The organism is Bradyrhizobium sp. 197 (assembly GCF_023073375.1).
In the GTDB taxonomy this organism is placed as follows: domain Bacteria; phylum Pseudomonadota; class Alphaproteobacteria; order Rhizobiales; family Xanthobacteraceae; genus Bradyrhizobium.
The window spans coordinates 1-14,437 of record NZ_JADPJJ010000168.1; the positions used below are offsets into that span (position 1 = coordinate 1).

Consider the following 14,437-nt stretch of genomic DNA (forward strand, 5'->3'; position numbering starts at 1 on the left):
CACCTCACGATGACGCCCTTGCGCTTCGCTAATCCTTCGCCGCCATCAGGCTGGATAGAGGACTTCCACCTCCAAGCTGTCGTTCATACTCGGCACACAACAAAAATGGCGGGCCTCAGCCCGCCGTTTTCGTTTGGATGGATGCCCGGATCGAGTCCAGGCACGCCTGAACTAATTATCCAAAAAGCTCCGCAGCTTCCTTGACCTGCTCGGATGCTTCAGCTTGCGCAGCGCCTTCGCTTCGATCTGGCGAATACGCTCTCTCGTCACCGAGAACTGCTGGCCGACTTCTTCCAGCGTGTGGTCGGTGTTCATGCCGATGCCGAAGCGCATGCGCAGCACGCGTTCTTCGCGCGGGGTGAGCGAGGCGAGCACGCGCGTGGTGGTCTCGCGCAGGTTCGACTGGATCGCGGCGTCGATCGGCAGGATCGCGTTCTTGTCCTCGATGAAATCGCCGAGGTGCGAATCCTCTTCGTCACCGACGGGCGTCTCCAGCGACAGCGGCTCCTTGGCGATCTTGAGGACCTTGCGGACCTTCTCCAAGGGCATGCCGAGCTTCTCGGCCAGCTCTTCCGGGGTCGGCTCGCGGCCGATCTCGTTGAGCATCTGGCGCGAGGTGCGCACGATCTTGTTGATCGTCTCGATCATGTGCACGGGAATGCGGATGGTGCGCGCCTGGTCGGCGATCGAGCGGGTGATCGCCTGCCGGATCCACCACGTCGCGTAGGTCGAGAACTTGTAGCCGCGGCGGTACTCGAACTTGTCGACGGCCTTCATCAGGCCGATGTTGCCTTCCTGGATCAGGTCGAGGAACTGCAGGCCGCGGTTGGTGTACTTCTTGGCGATCGAGATCACGAGACGGAGGTTGGCTTCCACCATCTCCTTCTTGGCCTGGCGCGCTTCGCGCTCGCCCTTCTGCACCGAGTGCACGATCTTGCGGAACTCGATGATCTCGAGGCCGGTCAGCGCCGCGAGCTGATGCACCTCGTGGCGGAGGTCCTTGATCCGGTCCTTCTCGTGATGGACGAAATTCTTCCAGCCCTTGGCCGACAGCTTCGAGACACGATTGAGCCAGCGCGGATCGAGTTCCGAGCCGGTGTAGTTGCGCAGGAAGTCTTCGCGCCCGACGCCGTGGCTGTCGGCAAGGCGCATCAGGCGACCCTCATGCGAGACGAGGCGCTTGTTGATGTCGTAGAGCTGCTCGACCAGACTGTCGATACGCGCCTGGTTCAGGCGCAGCGACTTCACCTCGACGATGATCTCGTCTTTGAGCTTGCGGTATTTGCGCTCCTGGTGCGGTGACAGCGAGGGCCCGTGCGAGGTGCTCTCGAGCTGGTTCTGGATGTCCTGTTCCTGAAGCTTGCGCAGCTTCTTGTAGCTATCGGCGATCTTGTCGAAGATCTCGACGACCTTCGGCTTGAGCTCGGCCTCGATCGCCGCAAGCGACATCTGGTTCTCGAACTCGTCGTCCTCGTCCATGTCGGCTTCGGCGGCGGACTCCGCGGGATCCTTCGCGGCTTCGCCGGCATTGCCGGGCGCAGGCGCGGCGCGGAACGGGGTCGGCGACGGCGGTGCGGCGGGCGGGGCGACATGCGCGGGCGCGGCGCCAGTGACCTGGCCGCCTTCGGCCGAAGCTTCACCGGTCTCACCGCTGGGACCGGCGATCATCGCAGTGTTCATGCCGGCCTTGGCTTCGGGCCCGGCATAGGTCGCTTCGAGATCGATGATGTCACGAAGGAAAATCTTTCCTTCGTTGAGCTCGTCGCGCCAGATGATGATGGCCTGGAAGGTCAGCGGGCTTTCGCAGAGGCCTGCGATCATCGCCTCGCGGCCAGCCTCGATGCGCTTCGCAATCGCGATTTCGCCTTCGCGCGAGAGCAGTTCGACGGTGCCCATCTCGCGCAGATACATGCGCACGGGATCGTCGGTGCGCTCGCCCGGCTCGCTCTTCTTGACCTCGGTGACGGCCTTCTGGGTGACTTCGACGAGCTCGTTGTCGGTCTCGTCCTCGCCGCCCTCGTCCTTGTCCTCCTCGCCTTCGCTATCGTCGGCTTCGGTGACATTGATGCCCATGTCCGAGAGCATCGACATGATGTCCTCGATCTGCTCGGGCGAGGTCTGGTCGGACGGCAAAACTTCGTTGAGCTGATCGAAAGTCACGAAGCCGCGCTTCTTGGCCTGCTTGATCATCTTCTTCACGGCCGCGTCGGACAAATCGAGCAACGGCGAGGGCGCGTCCTGGGAGTCCTTCTCCGGCGCGTCCGCTGCCTTGTCGTCTTTTTCCTTGTCCTTCGCCTGCAGCGTCTTTGCCTTGGTGGCCATCCATTGCTCCTAAACGCGTTTCACACAGACGTTCGCCGCGCCCGCGTGAAATCACTTGAACCTGTTGCTCGCTGCTCTCGCTTCGTCAGATCTCGACACGGAAAGGGCGGCGCGAACCTCTTGTCGCCACCCCCGACCTTATCTCTCGCCGGATTTGCCTAACGCTTCGTAGAGCCTCTTTGTCGCAGCGGATGCAGGTGTAGTGCCAACAGCAATTGCGCGGATTCATTCCTGACGCGTCTGTTCTGCCTGCGGCCGCCTGGTGGCCAAAGTGCTACAAGACCGTTAAGCCTCGATTAACCCTGTTTTTGCCGCCAAACCTCGGATTTGGCGAGTCTTTTAGCGGTCCCGGCCGCGGCCGTCCGCATGATTCTTTCATCACACGCTCTTCTGGAACCGGCCCGACAGCTCGCCAAAACCCTCGATCAGGGCTTCGGTGCCGTCGACTTCGCCTATCCGAGCCTTGACGTCACGCAGCCACGCCATACTGGCCTCGCTGGAATCCTCCCCCAAGGCCAGCTCGGCGTCTTTCAGCTCTCTAAGTAGTGAATGCCACTGCCGATGCAAGGCAACCAGCTGATGCCAGGTGGAGAGAACGTCGTCCCGTGCGGCACCCTCGCGGGCGCCCCACACCGCCGCGGTCGTGATGCTGTCATCAACCTTTTGAATAACCTGCGAAAATCCGCCCTTCTCGAGGTCGCCGCGCATCTTTTCGGCCTGCTCGCCGGGGTCCGGCGAGTGGTGATGGTCATTGGCAAAGGCGGCGATGATGCCGGCCCTGAGCTTATGGGCCTCGGGATGGGCGAATTCCAGGGCCGCGACCTCTTCGAGATGGTCATGCAGCAGCCAGGGGTGGTTGATCAGGCTCTGCAGGATCAGGGCTTCCCGGCGCGAGATGGCGCTGCGCTGGCTGCGCATGATCGGGCTTGCCGCCAGCTGGGCGCTCGCCGCCTGGTAGGGCCCGGAGGGCAGCTGGATGGGACCGGGCGGGCCTCGGCGGCCTCCACCAAATCCTTGGCCGCCAAATCCTTGGCCACCAAATCCCTGGCCACCGAATCGATTCGCGCCTCCGCCCCCACGGGGCTGGAGCTGGCGACCGCCGGGGCCGGGGCGGAAATTGCCTCGGCCGCCAAAGCCACCGCGTCCGCCGTCGGGGGCAAAGGCGCGCTGGAGCCGCTCGGCAAGATCCTGCCGATAATAGCGCCGCACCACCTCGTCGCGGATGCCGTTGGAGAGATCCTTGATGCGCGCCTCCAGCGCGGCGCGGCGCTCGGGCGTTGCGAAATTGCCGCCTTCGAGCTCGCGCGACCAGATCATCTCGGCGAGCGGACGCGCCGCCGCGATCACCTCCTCGATGGCGCCGCGGCCGCCTGAGCGCACGAGATCGTCGGGGTCCTGCCCTTCCGGCAGCAGCGCGAACCGCAGGCTCTTGCCCGGTGCGAGGAATGGCAAGGCAAGATCCGCCGCACGATAAGCCGCCTTCTGGCCGGCGCGGTCGCCGTCGAAGCAGAGGATCGGCTCGTCCGCCATCTTCCAGAGCAGCGCGAGCTGGTTTTCCGTGAGCGCGGTGCCGAGCGGCGCCACGCTGCCGGCAAAGCCCGCAGTGACCATGGCGATGACGTCGACATAGCCTTCGACCACGACCAGGGCGCTGCCGTCATGGGTGGCTTTGCGCGCCGCCTGGTGGTTGTAGAGATTGTCGCCCTTGTGGAAGAGCGGCGTCTCCGGCGAGTTCAGGTATTTGGCCGGAACGTCCTTCTCCAGCGCGCGCCCGCCGAAGGCGATGACGCGGCCGCGCAGATCCGTGATCGGAAACATCACGCGATCGCGGAAGCGGTCATAGGGCACCGGGATGTCGTCGCCGGCCACCAGCATGCCGGCCTCGATCATGTCGTCGACGGAGACGCCGAGCTTGCCGAGATGCTCCTTCAGCGCAAAGCGATCGGGTGACGCATAGCCCAGCCGAAACTGCAATTGCGTCGCGGGCGAGATCGCACGGTCGGCGAGATAGCCGCGCCCCTTGGCGCCGACACGTGAGGCCAGCGTCTCGGCATAGAACTTTGCCGCGAGATCCATCACGTCATGCAGCGACTTCCGCCGCTGCTCGTGCCTGGCAGCATCGGGCGTCACCGCCGGCAGCGGCAGGCCGGCCATGTTGGCGAGCCGCTCCACGGCCTCGGCAAACGGCAGGCCGTCGGTCTCCATCACGAAGCTGATGATGTCGCCGTGCTTGCCGGAGGAGAAGTCGTGGTAAAAACCCTTCTGGTCGTTGACGAAAAACGACGGCGACTTCTCCTGCTGGAACGGCGACAGCCCCTTCCACTCCCGCCCCGCCTTCTTCAGCTTGACGCGCTTGCCCACGACTTCGGAGACCGAAAGCCGGGCACGCAGCTCGTCGAGGAATTGGGGCGTGAAGCGCATGGGCTTTGGGTCTAGCGCGAATCAGCATGAGTCAGGGTGAAGGATCAGGGATATAGGTGCGACAGGGCTAGAAGTCAGGTTTCTCCGGGTTATGCAGGTTATTCGACCTATGCACAGGGCAGAAAATCTCTCACGCAAAGGAATGCCCACCCGGAACCCCTAGACTGCTCTCGACGAGCAAACAGCTTTTGACTTTTCCAGTGGAATCCGAAATCGTTGACATCCGACGATTACGTTTGTATATACAGAAAACGATGAAGTCGCGGCTACGGCTTCAGACGTCATAGCAAACCTCATGCGCGGCAAGATGCGGTGTCATTTGGATGATTTGCCATGACGGAAGACTTGCAGCTGCTGTTCGCAGGCGTTCGCGACTTTGGATGGGATCCGAAGAAGCGCGCGTCCAACCTGCGGATTCACGGAATCGACTTCGAGGACGCGCGCGGAATTCTCGACGGCTACACCTTCATCCGCCGGTCGGATCGCAATGACGAAGTCAGGTACCAAATCTTCGGTTACATCGCCGGGCGGGAAGTCGCGGCAGTCTGCGCGATCCGCGGGGCGGTCTGCCGGTTCATCTCGGTCCGGCGCGCGCGCGAAGACGAACGAAAGAAATATTATAACCGTTTCAAGGGACTACCCAAGGAAGGGCAAGACTGACTGGGCCCGCGTCGACGCACTGACCGACGAGGACATCGCCAAGGCCGTCGCCAATGATCCCGACGCGGCGCCGATTGACATCGATTGGTCGGATGCCGTGCTGGTGATACCGCCGAAAAAAAAGGCCATCTCCATCCGCGTCGACGAGGATGTGCTCGACTTCTTCAAGCGCGATGGCGAGGGCTATCAGCGGCGCATGAATGCGGTGCTGCGCTCCTACATGGAACAGAAGTCGAAGCCGAAGAAGCGGGCCTGATCCGGGCAAATCCCGTAGAGATAATGACGAGCCACTTGAACCAGACCCGGTTCCACGCTTCCATGGGCCATGTTCAGGACCTTCCGAGGCGGCCAGAGCGGGGGTTGGCGCATCACCTCGATTTCGCCCGTGACGGGCGAGCCCCTCGCCTTCATGCCGGCGCTGTCGGTCACCGACAGCGAGGCCATCTCGTTGCCGCTGGTGCCCTCGCGCAATGCCTGGCGGCTGGTCGGCGTCGCGAGCACGCTGCGCTACACCGAGCGCGCCGAACAGCAGCAGCTCACGTCCGTGCAGGCCGGCCTCGGCCGGCTGGAAGCAACCAGCGCGGCGCTGATCCCGATCCGCAAGTCGCAGGCCTGGTGGGAGTTGACCCAGGAAGAGCGCCGCAGGATCTTCGAAGACAAATCGCACCACATCGCGAGCAGCCTGCGCTTCCTGCCTGCGATTGCGCGGCAGCTCTATCATAGCCGCGACCTCGGCGAGCCCTTCGATTTCCTGACCTGGTTCGAATTCGCGCCCGCGCACGCCTCGCTGTTCGAGGAGCTGGTGGCGATGCTCAGGCGAACCGAGGAGTGGACCTATGTCGAGCGCGAGGTGGACGTGCGCGCGGTGAAGGAAGTGCTGTCGGCTTAGTGTTGAAGAAAACGACCGGTCTCGATGCGCGGCAGATCGGTGACCGGCCAGTTGTAGATGTAGGTCCAGGCCGGTGCAGTCGCGCCGTCCGCGCCTGTCACCTCGACCAGCTTGCGCAGATATTCGGTCGGCTCAGGAAAGCCCTCGCCGCAGGCCTCGTACATGTCGAGCTCGCTCAACAGCTCGTCGGGCACGTGAAGGCGAAAGAGCTCGCCGTGCACGATGTCCGAGGCCGCATCCGACAGCAACAGCCCAGGATAATGCTTCACCAGGATGAGCCGGCCGCGGCAGGTCGCTTCACTCAGGAAATCCGCGTGGCCCGCAAGCAGCCGCGCCATCGGATGGTCGAAGCCGCGCATCAGCGTGCCGTAAACGAAAAGACGATCGGAGGCCATGGCCTTCTATAACCGTCAATCAGCGGCATGCAAATCGCAGCAGATCTACGAAACTTCCGCCTTCAGCTCCCGGCCGCTGCGCTGCTCGTCCGACACCACCCTGATGTTCACTTCCATGGCGTCGAAGACGTCCTGCGAGCCAATATAGGTGCCGTGCAGCGGGATCGCCTGGCGCGGGTCGCGGGCGACCGCAACGCGGATGAGGTCGCGGGTGCCGACGATGCCGTTGGTCGGATCGAACTCGATCCAGCCCGCGGTCGGCAGATAGACCTGCACCCAAGCATGGGTCGAGCCGCCGCCGACATGACGTTGTGCGATGTTTTCAGGCACGAAGATGTAGCCGGAAACGAAGCGCGCGGCGATGCCGAGCCGGCGCAGCGCCTCGATCATGAACAGCGCATAATCGCGACAGGTGCCGGTGCCGGACTGCAAGGTGTCGAGCGGATGCTGGGTGCCGGGCTCGTGGCGCTTGCGGTACTTGAACTGCTTGCGGATGGCGTGCGTCATGCCGCTCAGGATCTTGAAGGTCGGCGTCGGCGCGTCCTCGTCGAGAAAGCCGCGCGCCCATTCCGAGAGCTCGCCATCGGGATCGGCATAGTGCGGCGTCGTGTACTGGACCAGGTCGGGATATTCCTCGTCGTCATAGACGAACGGGTAGAAGTAGGCCGCATCGTCCGCCGTCAGCGCGAACTCCTCCACCGGATTGTGTTCGACGGTGACGGACCAATCGAAGGTCAGGCAATCCGTGCGCTCGTCGAAATCGGCGATCGCGACCGAATTGCCGAACACGTCGTGGATCCAGCGCAGCGACATCGGCTCCGGCGAAATCTCGAGCTGAGAATCGAGCACGCGCAGATCGTGCCCGTCGCGCGGACGCAGCATGATCCTGTGCTCGCCGAACGCCACCGAGCGCTTGTAGCGATATTCGGTCTTGTGATGAATCGTCAGCAGCGGCATCGTCAGGCAATCATGGTGATGTCAGGCGGACCAATCTATAGCGATTCCCGTCCGATTTTTCGGGGTGACTGCTTTTTCCATAGGCAATCTGGATGGCTTTAGACACAATCAACGCGACCGATCAACTCCTCGGCGGGGGTGACATTCCGCCAGTGCATGAGGTGAATGCGCAAGCGACATCGCCCTTTTTGCTCACTTCGGATCACTACGGACGGATTTTGCCGCGCGCGCTCGGCGACCTTGGCGTCACTGAGGCCGAGCTGACGCGGCACATCGCCTGGGACATCGGCATCGCCGGCGTCGCCGATCGGCTGGCAAAAATGCTCGACGCACATCTGATCGCGCAGCGCTATTCGCGGCTGGTGATCGATTGCAACCGCCCGCCAGCCGCCGTCAGCTCGATCCCCGTCATTTCCGAAGCGACCGCGATTCCGCGCAACGAAGGCATCTCCGAGGGCGAGCGCGCCGCGAGGCACCGCGAGATTTTTGAGCCCTATCATCACCGTATCGATGCCGCGATCGACCGCCGCCTGCACGACAAGCGGCCGACGGTGCTGGTGTCGCTGCACAGCTTCACGCCGGTCTATGCCGGCGTCGCCCGTCCCTGGCACATCGGCGCGCTGTATAATCGCGACACCATGCTGCCGCATCTGCTGCTCAGGCACCTGCGCAGCCAGGGCGATCTCGTCGTCGGCGACAACGAGCCCTATGCAGTGAGCGACCTCACCGACTACACCATCCCTGTTCACGGCGAGGCCCGCGGCCTCGTCAACACCGGCATCGAGATCCGCCAGGACCTCATTGCCGACCAATCCGGCCAGCAACAATGGGCCGAGCGGCTGGCAAGGATTTTTGCGGAGATCGAGGTGGAGCTGAGGGCGGAGCGGCTGGTCGATTAGCCCCGCGTCGCAACGATATCCTCGCCGATCGAGATGCGCATCGCCGCCGCAAAGGGTTCAAGGCCAACCGGCCCGATGGAGCTATTTCGCCCTGGTCAGCGCCAGCCAGATGCCGCCGCCGATCATGAGGCCGCCGGAGACGCGCGACATCAGCCGCGTGCGGCGGGCCGAGAAAAATTTCCGGGCGCGCCCGGCCGCGATGGCGTAGAGCGCATCCGTCATCGCAGCGGTGACCATGAAAGTCGCCCCCAACAGCGCGACCTGCGGGAAGTGGTCGCGGTTCATGTCCATGAACTGAGGAATGAAGGCGCCGAAGAAGATAAGCACCTTTGGGTTCGACAACAGCACCAGGAAACCTTGCAGGAAGAACCCGCCGCGCGGCGGCGCCGGCGGCTGGTCGACATTGACGCCCTCGACCGGCGCCCAGATCAGCTTGACGCCGAGCCAGATCAGATAGGCGGCACCGGCAAAGCGAACCCAGTCGAACCAGTAGCCCATGGTCGCCATCAGCGAGGTCAGGCCGACCGCGACGATGCCGATGACGATGGCGAGGCCTACTTGCGCGCCGGCAACATTGGTCAGCGCCGCACGCGTGCCGTGGCGCAGGCCATTGGCGATGACGAGGGTGACGATGGGACCCGGCAGCAGCGCCAGCGCAATGCAGGCGGCGACGAAGGCGAAATAGGCTTGCATGGACATCATGGGGAGGACTCGCTGAGGGCAGTTTGCGGCATTAATGCATGGCACTCACTTTCCGTCCAGCGCCGCCATCACCCACGCCTTGATCTCCTGGGTTTCGAGGAACGCGAGTGCCGCGCGCTGCATCACGCCTGCTTCCCCACGCCCCTGCGTCGCTGCAACGAAAAGATCGCAGCGCCGCGAGACGGCGATGCCGATTGCGGCATGACGAGCGCCGTCAGGCATATCCAGATCATAGCGCCTGGCACGGCCGTGCATCGCTCCGACGCCCACTTCCTCACCCGGCGCGACGGCCGCAAAGCGCGGACTGATCAGATCGATATCGGCGACACGATCCACCTCGTCGTCGTCAGCGACACCGCGGTCGCAATTGCAGAAGCCGCGTTTCGCGCGCAGGTACAGCTCAGCGCCGGCGCAGGCGCCATCGCAACGAAACGCGCGGCCGGCGGACCAGCCGTCGCGCGGGAACGGCCAGGCGATCTCGCGCCAGCGCGCTGTCTGTTCCGCCGGTGCCGGCGCGAGCTGATAGGCCCCGACACCGGACGCGCCCAGCGCAAACACCACAGCTGCGATCGCCGCCCCGCGCCGCATCGTCAGGTCTTCGGCAGACCGGCGGCCGCGCGCGCCGGTCCGGTCAGTTCGAGAATGTGCAGGCCGGTATTGGCACGATCGACGATGTAGACGTAGCCACGATCATCGGTCTCGACATTGTTGGTCTGGATCGCGACCTTGCAGCGTTCGCCGCCCTCGATCGGAATGCAGCGTTTGTCGGTCGCGCTCGTGATCGACGGAATGAAGTAACCGACTTCCTTTGGATGATAGGGATCGCGGATGTCGAGCGCGCGCACCCCGGCATTGAAGAAGGCGATGAAGGCCATCTTCTTGTAATAGACCGGCGCCATGCTCTCGTTCGCCGAATGCGAGCCGAAGCGCCCGCCGCGCCGGCAGAACTGTCCGCTCGCCTCCGGCACGGTGTAGCTCGAGATCATCATCGGCCGCGTCTCGGTGGTGACGTCGGCGAACCACACCATCTGCCGCGCCTCGCCGCATTCGTTCAAAATCGCCTCGTCCACGATCATGACGATGTCGCGGGTCTTGCCGTCCTTGTCCTCGGCAAATTCCGCGACCGGCATGTCGAGCATCGGAAACGTGGTATGCGCGCCGTTGAAGGCCGACATCGGCATGCGCGAAATCTCGGGATAGCGCAGATTGTCCGGCGTCGGCTCCTTCGGGCCGTTCAAAAGCTTGTCGCGATCGACGATCTGCAGGATGCCGCCCTTGTTGGTGCCGTAGCCGAAATAGACGCGATTGCCCTGCGGCCCCGTCGAAATCGGCCCGTGCAATTCGGTGGGCACCGCGCCGGTCGAACCGGGCTCCTGACCGGGCAAGCCAAAATCCCTGATCTTCTGCGGATGCGCGGGATCGCTGAGATCATAGACCTGCGTCATGCGCCGCGTGCGCCAGTCCGGCGCGCCCGAGACGAGGAAGGCAATGCCGGTGTCGCACTCCCACCAGCTCTTGTGCGTGTCCTTCAGGCCGTCGATGCGCGTGACGAGCACCGGGCTTGCGGGATCGGCGACGTTCCAGATCTCATGCGCCTGGCTGCCGAAGGTGCGCAGCATGTAGACGGCGTTGGGATCGCCCTTCGGCAACGACTTGCCGTCGCAGATGCGCACCATTTGCGCGCCGCCGGATTCATACTTGCCCTCCTGTCCCGGCAGGTGCCGCAAATATTTCGGGCGCGCGGGATCGGTGACGTCGACGATCGAGGTGCCGTTCGGTTCGGCCTGCCCGGTCATCGGATTGACGGGAGCGGGCACATCGTCGGTGCCGCCGTGATGGCCGATATAGGCGATCCAGCGGTCGCCCTGGTGATGGATGGTCGGCTGATAGGCGCTACGCGCCTGGAGGTCGCTCGCACCGACCAGCTTCATGTTGGAAGCTTCGGGCGGCGCGCCGATGGTCTGCTTCTGTGCATGTACCGCGGTGCTGCAGGCGAAAAGGACGAGGCCTGCGGCAGTCAAGACGCAACGGAACATCGAAGTCCTCCCGGAACCAATCTACGTTGGCTGAGATTTATTTCTAGCACAGCCATTTGCGCGCCCCAAAGACACCATCTTGACATGCAACTATTTGGTTGCCTATTATTCCTGCCATGGATGACGTCTTCAAAGCGCTCGCCGATGCGTCACGACGGTCGCTGCTCGACAGGCTTCACGCCAGGAACGGCCAGACGCTGAACGAGCTCTGCGAAGACCTCGCGATGACGCGCCAGGCCGTGACCAAGCACCTTGTGATTCTGGAAGAGGCCAATCTGGTCACGACCATCAGGCATGGCCGCGAGAAGCTGCACTATCTCAATCCGGTGCCGATCCATCAGATCGGCGAACGCTGGATCAAAAAATTCGAGCGCGGCAAGCTCGCCGCGCTGAGCGAGTTGAAACGCCAGTTGGAGAAGCGCGATGAGTAAGCCGCAATTCGTCTATGTCACCTACATCGAGACCACTCCGGAGACACTGTGGGAGGCGCTGACGTCGAGCGAATTCACGAGGCAATACTGGTTCGGCGCCGAGGTCCAGTCGGACTGGAAGGTCGGTTCCCCCTTCGCGCTCCTGCTGGAGGGCGAGACCACCGATTCCGGCGAGATCCTCGAGGCTGATCCGCCGCGGCGACTGTCCTACAGCTTCAAGCACCAGAAGTACGAGGAACTGCGCAATGAGCCGATATCCCGCGTCGTGTTCACGCTCGAGCCGTTCGGCTCGCTCGTCCGTTTGACCGTGCTGCATGACGGATTCATCGAAGGCGGGAAGTATCTCGGGGCCGTCTCCAATGGCTGGCCGGCGATCCTGTCCGGGCTCAAGAGCCTGCTGGAAAGAGGCAAAGTGCTCGCCATTCCGCGCGCAGCCCTCAACAAGGGATTCGATGCAAAATGAACCTTGACCAATTCAAGCCGCTCACCGTCTACACCATCTACATTGCCTCGACGCCGGAAAAGGTGTGGGAAGCACTGACTTCGGCCGAGTTCAGCAAGCAGTACTTCTTCGGCAATGCCGTGGAGGTCGAGTCGCGACTTGGCGGCGCGTTCATCGTTCGCACGCCCGATGGCGCCCTGCACATCAGCGGCGAGGTGCTCGCATACGATCCGCCGCGAAAGCTCTCGGTCACCTTCAACGTCAATTGGCCCGAGCTGATCGAAAAGCTCGGACCGACCCTGGTCACCTACGAGATCGAACCGGTCGGCGAAGCCGTTCGCCTCACGATGAGCGAAGGCCACGACCGTCCGCTCAGCGACGACATCCTCTCCGGCGGCCGCACCGGCTGGCCCGCAATCCTGTCGGGGCTGAAGAGCCTGCTGGAAACGGGCAAGGCGCCGCAGATCAAGACGGCGCCGCCGGTGCAGATGCTGGAAGCGTTGAAGGCGATGGGGATCAAGACACCGTAGCGGGCGGGCTCTGGGCCCTCATCGCTTCTTCTTCACCGCCGGCGGATTGATCTCGTCGATCTTGCGATTGCAATCCGCTTCCGAGTCGTGCGGTCCCGAGACAAAGGTCCCGCTGACCTTGATCGCGTACCAGCCCGACTCTACGCCGAGCCGAAGCGCTTCTTCTGTCTTGACGTGCCGTGGGGAGAACGTTTGCATCAGGGGTGCTTTCGGTTGGCGTTCGATCTCATGATCGAATCGCGGTGGAACCTTCGGGCGTCCGCGGCATGAGCCTGCCGCATCCAGCTCACCCGCTGGAATGGGCAGTATGCGCAACGACCGCTGTTATGACGTCGGCGACGAGTTGACTTTACCGGTGCGAGGGAGTGAGGCGCTTCACGTCGCGCGCGAATAGTCGTGGCGCTGCGTATGCGCAGAGAAGACAAGCCTTTCCGACATTCCCGCACCGTGCGCGCAATCGCTGCAATTAGCTATCGCTTTCTCGCCCGCGCCGCGCTTTTGAAGCGCCAAATGCCGCTTTCGATCTAATAAGCCGTCGAAAGCCTTGTGTGCGACCGCTCCGTAGCCATGTTGGGAGCTTAGCCAAGGGAAAAACGTATGAAGCTCCGCGTCGGGTTTGAGATGCTGTACGAATTCCCGCAGCCCACGCCTATGCTCATGGTGTTGGGCACGCACTTCACGCGCGCCTCCGATGTCATCGTGCCCGACCTGCTGACCACCAGACCCTCGGTGGCGATCAGTCCCTATCGTGACCTCTTCGGCAATTGGTGCAGCCGCATCGTGGCGCCGGCCGGCGCCTTTCGCCTTGCCGGCGACGGCGTCGTGAGCGACAGCGGCCTGCCCGACCCGGTGTTTCCGAACGCGTCTCAGCACGCCGTCGAAGCGCTGCCGGCCGACACGCTGGTCTATCTGCTCGGCAGCCGCTACTGCGAGACCGATCGCCTGTCGGATATCGCATGGAAATTGTTCGAGCACACGCCGCCTGGCTGGGCGCGGGTCCAGGCGATCTGCGATTTCGTTCACCGTCACATCGCTTTCGGCTATGAACACGCGCGCCCAACCAAGTCGGCGCGGGAAGCCTACGACGAAGGCAAGGGTGTGTGCCGCGACTATGCGCATCTTGCCATCACGTTCTGCCGCTGCATGAACATCCCGGCGCGCTACTGCACCGGCTATCTCAGCGACATCGGCACGCCGAAGCCCTGGGCCGTGGGAGATTTCGCCGGCTGGTTCGAGGCTTATCTCGGTGGAAGCTGGCACGTGTTCGATCCGCGCAACAATACGCCGCGGATCGGCCGCGTGCTGATCGCACAGGGACGCGACGCCGCGGACGTCCCGATCACCCAGACATTCGGTCCGAATACCCTGCTCAATTTCAAGGTATGGACCGACGAGGTTGCCTGATGACCGGCAGCAGCGCCGCCCTCAGCGCCGATGAATTTGCATCATTGGCCGAGATTAACTCGAACCGACCTCATCCGGCGCTCGCCGCCTAGCAACGGGCGAATAGCTCGCTGCCGTTGCGTCCGGCGCCTGTTCCGCCACCGGCACCACGATCCTCCGATAAAGATGCCAGTTCGCGTGCCCGAGCACGGGCAGCGTCACCACCGCGGCCCAAGAAATACGGCAGCGCCGAGACGATCAGCAGCATCACGATGACGGCGGCCCAAAATCCGGTCAAGGCGCCCGACGGGGTCGGCAACCGCCCTCATCCTGACCAAGCCGTTCCGGCGACGAGACCTCGCAGCGATGC

16 protein-coding genes and 1 pseudogene are annotated in these 14,437 nt (G+C 63.3%); 8 read left to right on the forward strand and 9 right to left on the reverse strand.

The window, feature by feature from the left end:
- Positions 1-171 precede the first annotated feature (171 nt).
- Both rpoD and dnaG read right to left on the reverse strand, forming a co-directional pair.
- Positions 172-2,322, reverse strand: a complete 2,151-nt coding sequence (gene rpoD, locus IVB27_RS37195; RefSeq protein ID WP_247339343.1) for an RNA polymerase sigma factor RpoD — start codon at positions 2,320-2,322, stop codon at positions 172-174.
- Positions 2,323-2,700: 378 nt separating this feature from the next.
- Positions 2,701-4,743, reverse strand: coding sequence for a DNA primase (dnaG, locus tag IVB27_RS37200; protein WP_247447593.1), 2,043 nt, complete (start codon positions 4,741-4,743; stop codon positions 2,701-2,703).
- Between the two features lie 333 nt (positions 4,744-5,076).
- Between dnaG and IVB27_RS37205 the strand changes: the two genes are divergently transcribed.
- The 3 genes from IVB27_RS37205 (at position 5,077) to IVB27_RS37215 (ending at position 6,292) form a co-directional block, all read left to right on the forward strand.
- Positions 5,077-5,403 carry a BrnT family toxin gene (locus IVB27_RS37205; RefSeq protein WP_247447595.1) on the forward strand — a complete coding sequence of 109 codons (327 nt, stop codon included), beginning with the start codon at positions 5,077-5,079 and terminating at the stop codon, positions 5,401-5,403.
- 34 nt (positions 5,404-5,437) lie between these two features.
- Positions 5,438-5,659 (forward strand): BrnA antitoxin family protein, encoded by a 222-nt coding sequence (locus tag IVB27_RS37210; protein ID WP_456664613.1) that lies wholly within the window; start codon positions 5,438-5,440, stop codon positions 5,657-5,659.
- A gap of 69 nt (positions 5,660-5,728) precedes the next feature.
- Entirely contained in the window at positions 5,729-6,292 is a 564-nt protein-coding gene (locus tag IVB27_RS37215; RefSeq protein ID WP_247447596.1) for a chlorite dismutase family protein, read from the forward strand.
- On the opposite strand, the gene IVB27_RS37220 is transcribed toward IVB27_RS37215, so the two are convergent.
- Complete coding sequence (locus IVB27_RS37220; protein WP_247447597.1) at positions 6,289-6,687, reverse strand: gamma-glutamylcyclotransferase family protein; 399 nt, start codon at positions 6,685-6,687, stop codon at positions 6,289-6,291. The two genes, IVB27_RS37215 and IVB27_RS37220, sit on opposite strands and share 4 nt — an antisense overlap.
- 45 nt (positions 6,688-6,732) lie before the next feature.
- On the reverse strand, positions 6,733-7,644 hold the full coding sequence (locus IVB27_RS37225) for a transglutaminase family protein (RefSeq protein WP_247447598.1): 912 nt from the start codon (positions 7,642-7,644) through the stop codon (positions 6,733-6,735).
- Positions 7,645-7,736: 92 nt separating this feature from the next.
- Here IVB27_RS37225 and IVB27_RS37230 point away from each other — a divergent pair, with 92 nt between their 5' ends.
- Positions 7,737-8,543 (forward strand): N-formylglutamate amidohydrolase, encoded by an 807-nt coding sequence (locus tag IVB27_RS37230; RefSeq protein WP_247447599.1) that lies wholly within the window; start codon positions 7,737-7,739, stop codon positions 8,541-8,543.
- An 81-nt stretch (positions 8,544-8,624) separates the two neighbouring features.
- Here IVB27_RS37230 and IVB27_RS37235 read toward each other — a convergent pair whose 3' ends face one another.
- Genes IVB27_RS37235 through IVB27_RS37245 form a run of 3 tightly spaced genes read right to left on the reverse strand, consistent with a single transcriptional unit; the run spans position 8,625 to position 11,281 of the window.
- Positions 8,625-9,245, reverse strand: a complete 621-nt coding sequence (locus tag IVB27_RS37235; RefSeq protein ID WP_247447600.1) for a LysE family translocator — start codon at positions 9,243-9,245, stop codon at positions 8,625-8,627.
- Positions 9,246-9,290: 45 nt separating this feature from the next.
- On the reverse strand, positions 9,291-9,833 hold the full coding sequence (locus IVB27_RS37240) for a hypothetical protein (RefSeq protein ID WP_247447601.1): 543 nt from the start codon (positions 9,831-9,833) through the stop codon (positions 9,291-9,293).
- Positions 9,834-9,835: 2 nt separating this feature from the next.
- Positions 9,836-11,281 carry an LVIVD repeat-containing protein gene (locus IVB27_RS37245; RefSeq protein WP_247447602.1) on the reverse strand — a complete coding sequence of 482 codons (1,446 nt, stop codon included), beginning with the start codon at positions 11,279-11,281 and terminating at the stop codon, positions 9,836-9,838.
- A 116-nt stretch (positions 11,282-11,397) separates the two neighbouring features.
- Here IVB27_RS37245 and IVB27_RS37250 point away from each other — a divergent pair, with 116 nt between their 5' ends.
- Genes IVB27_RS37250 through IVB27_RS37260 form a run of 3 tightly spaced genes read left to right on the forward strand, consistent with a single transcriptional unit; the run spans position 11,398 to position 12,684 of the window.
- Positions 11,398-11,712, forward strand: coding sequence for an ArsR/SmtB family transcription factor (locus IVB27_RS37250; RefSeq protein ID WP_247339426.1), 315 nt, complete (start codon positions 11,398-11,400; stop codon positions 11,710-11,712).
- Positions 11,705-12,175 carry an SRPBCC family protein gene (locus IVB27_RS37255; RefSeq protein ID WP_247447603.1) on the forward strand — a complete coding sequence of 157 codons (471 nt, stop codon included), beginning with the start codon at positions 11,705-11,707 and terminating at the stop codon, positions 12,173-12,175. The genes IVB27_RS37250 and IVB27_RS37255 overlap by 8 nt, the downstream gene beginning before the upstream one ends.
- Positions 12,172-12,684, forward strand: a complete 513-nt coding sequence (locus IVB27_RS37260; RefSeq protein WP_247447604.1) for an SRPBCC family protein — start codon at positions 12,172-12,174, stop codon at positions 12,682-12,684. The genes IVB27_RS37255 and IVB27_RS37260 overlap by 4 nt, the downstream gene beginning before the upstream one ends.
- 18 nt (positions 12,685-12,702) lie before the next feature.
- On the opposite strand, the gene IVB27_RS37265 is transcribed toward IVB27_RS37260, so the two are convergent.
- Entirely contained in the window at positions 12,703-12,882 is a 180-nt protein-coding gene (locus tag IVB27_RS37265) for a hypothetical protein (RefSeq protein ID WP_247339425.1), read from the reverse strand.
- Positions 12,883-13,281: 399 nt separating this feature from the next.
- Between IVB27_RS37265 and IVB27_RS37270 the strand changes: the two genes are divergently transcribed.
- Positions 13,282-14,088, forward strand: coding sequence for a transglutaminase-like domain-containing protein (locus tag IVB27_RS37270; protein WP_247447605.1), 807 nt, complete (start codon positions 13,282-13,284; stop codon positions 14,086-14,088).
- 54 nt (positions 14,089-14,142) lie between these two features.
- On the opposite strand, the pseudogene IVB27_RS37275 reads toward IVB27_RS37270, so the two are convergent.
- Positions 14,143-14,353 (reverse strand): annotated as a pseudogene (locus IVB27_RS37275) (hypothetical protein); the annotation flags it as partial.
- Positions 14,354-14,437: the final 84 nt, after the last annotated feature.

Coding starts and splice junctions, on each gene's coding strand:
- IVB27_RS37270 (WP_247447605.1), top strand. CDS start 13,282: ATGAAGCTCCGCGTCGGGTTTGAGATGCTGTACGAATTCCCGCAGCCC.
- IVB27_RS37255 (WP_247447603.1), top strand. CDS start 11,705: ATGAGTAAGCCGCAATTCGTCTATGTCACCTACATCGAGACCACTCCG.
- IVB27_RS37225 (WP_247447598.1), bottom strand. CDS start 7,644: ATGCCGCTGCTGACGATTCATCACAAGACCGAATATCGCTACAAGCGC.
- IVB27_RS37220 (WP_247447597.1), bottom strand. CDS start 6,687: ATGGCCTCCGATCGTCTTTTCGTTTACGGCACGCTGATGCGCGGCTTC.
- IVB27_RS37205 (WP_247447595.1), top strand. CDS start 5,077: ATGACGGAAGACTTGCAGCTGCTGTTCGCAGGCGTTCGCGACTTTGGA.
- IVB27_RS37230 (WP_247447599.1), top strand. CDS start 7,737: ATGGCTTTAGACACAATCAACGCGACCGATCAACTCCTCGGCGGGGGT.
- IVB27_RS37245 (WP_247447602.1), bottom strand. CDS start 11,281: ATGTTCCGTTGCGTCTTGACTGCCGCAGGCCTCGTCCTTTTCGCCTGC.
- IVB27_RS37235 (WP_247447600.1), bottom strand. CDS start 9,245: ATGATGTCCATGCAAGCCTATTTCGCCTTCGTCGCCGCCTGCATTGCG.
- IVB27_RS37260 (WP_247447604.1), top strand. CDS start 12,172: ATGAACCTTGACCAATTCAAGCCGCTCACCGTCTACACCATCTACATT.
- dnaG (WP_247447593.1), bottom strand. CDS start 4,743: ATGCGCTTCACGCCCCAATTCCTCGACGAGCTGCGTGCCCGGCTTTCG.
- IVB27_RS37215 (WP_247447596.1), top strand. CDS start 5,729: ATGTTCAGGACCTTCCGAGGCGGCCAGAGCGGGGGTTGGCGCATCACC.
- rpoD (WP_247339343.1), bottom strand. CDS start 2,322: ATGGCCACCAAGGCAAAGACGCTGCAGGCGAAGGACAAGGAAAAAGAC.
- IVB27_RS37265 (WP_247339425.1), bottom strand. CDS start 12,882: ATGCAAACGTTCTCCCCACGGCACGTCAAGACAGAAGAAGCGCTTCGG.
- IVB27_RS37240 (WP_247447601.1), bottom strand. CDS start 9,833: ATGCGGCGCGGGGCGGCGATCGCAGCTGTGGTGTTTGCGCTGGGCGCG.
- IVB27_RS37250 (WP_247339426.1), top strand. CDS start 11,398: ATGGATGACGTCTTCAAAGCGCTCGCCGATGCGTCACGACGGTCGCTG.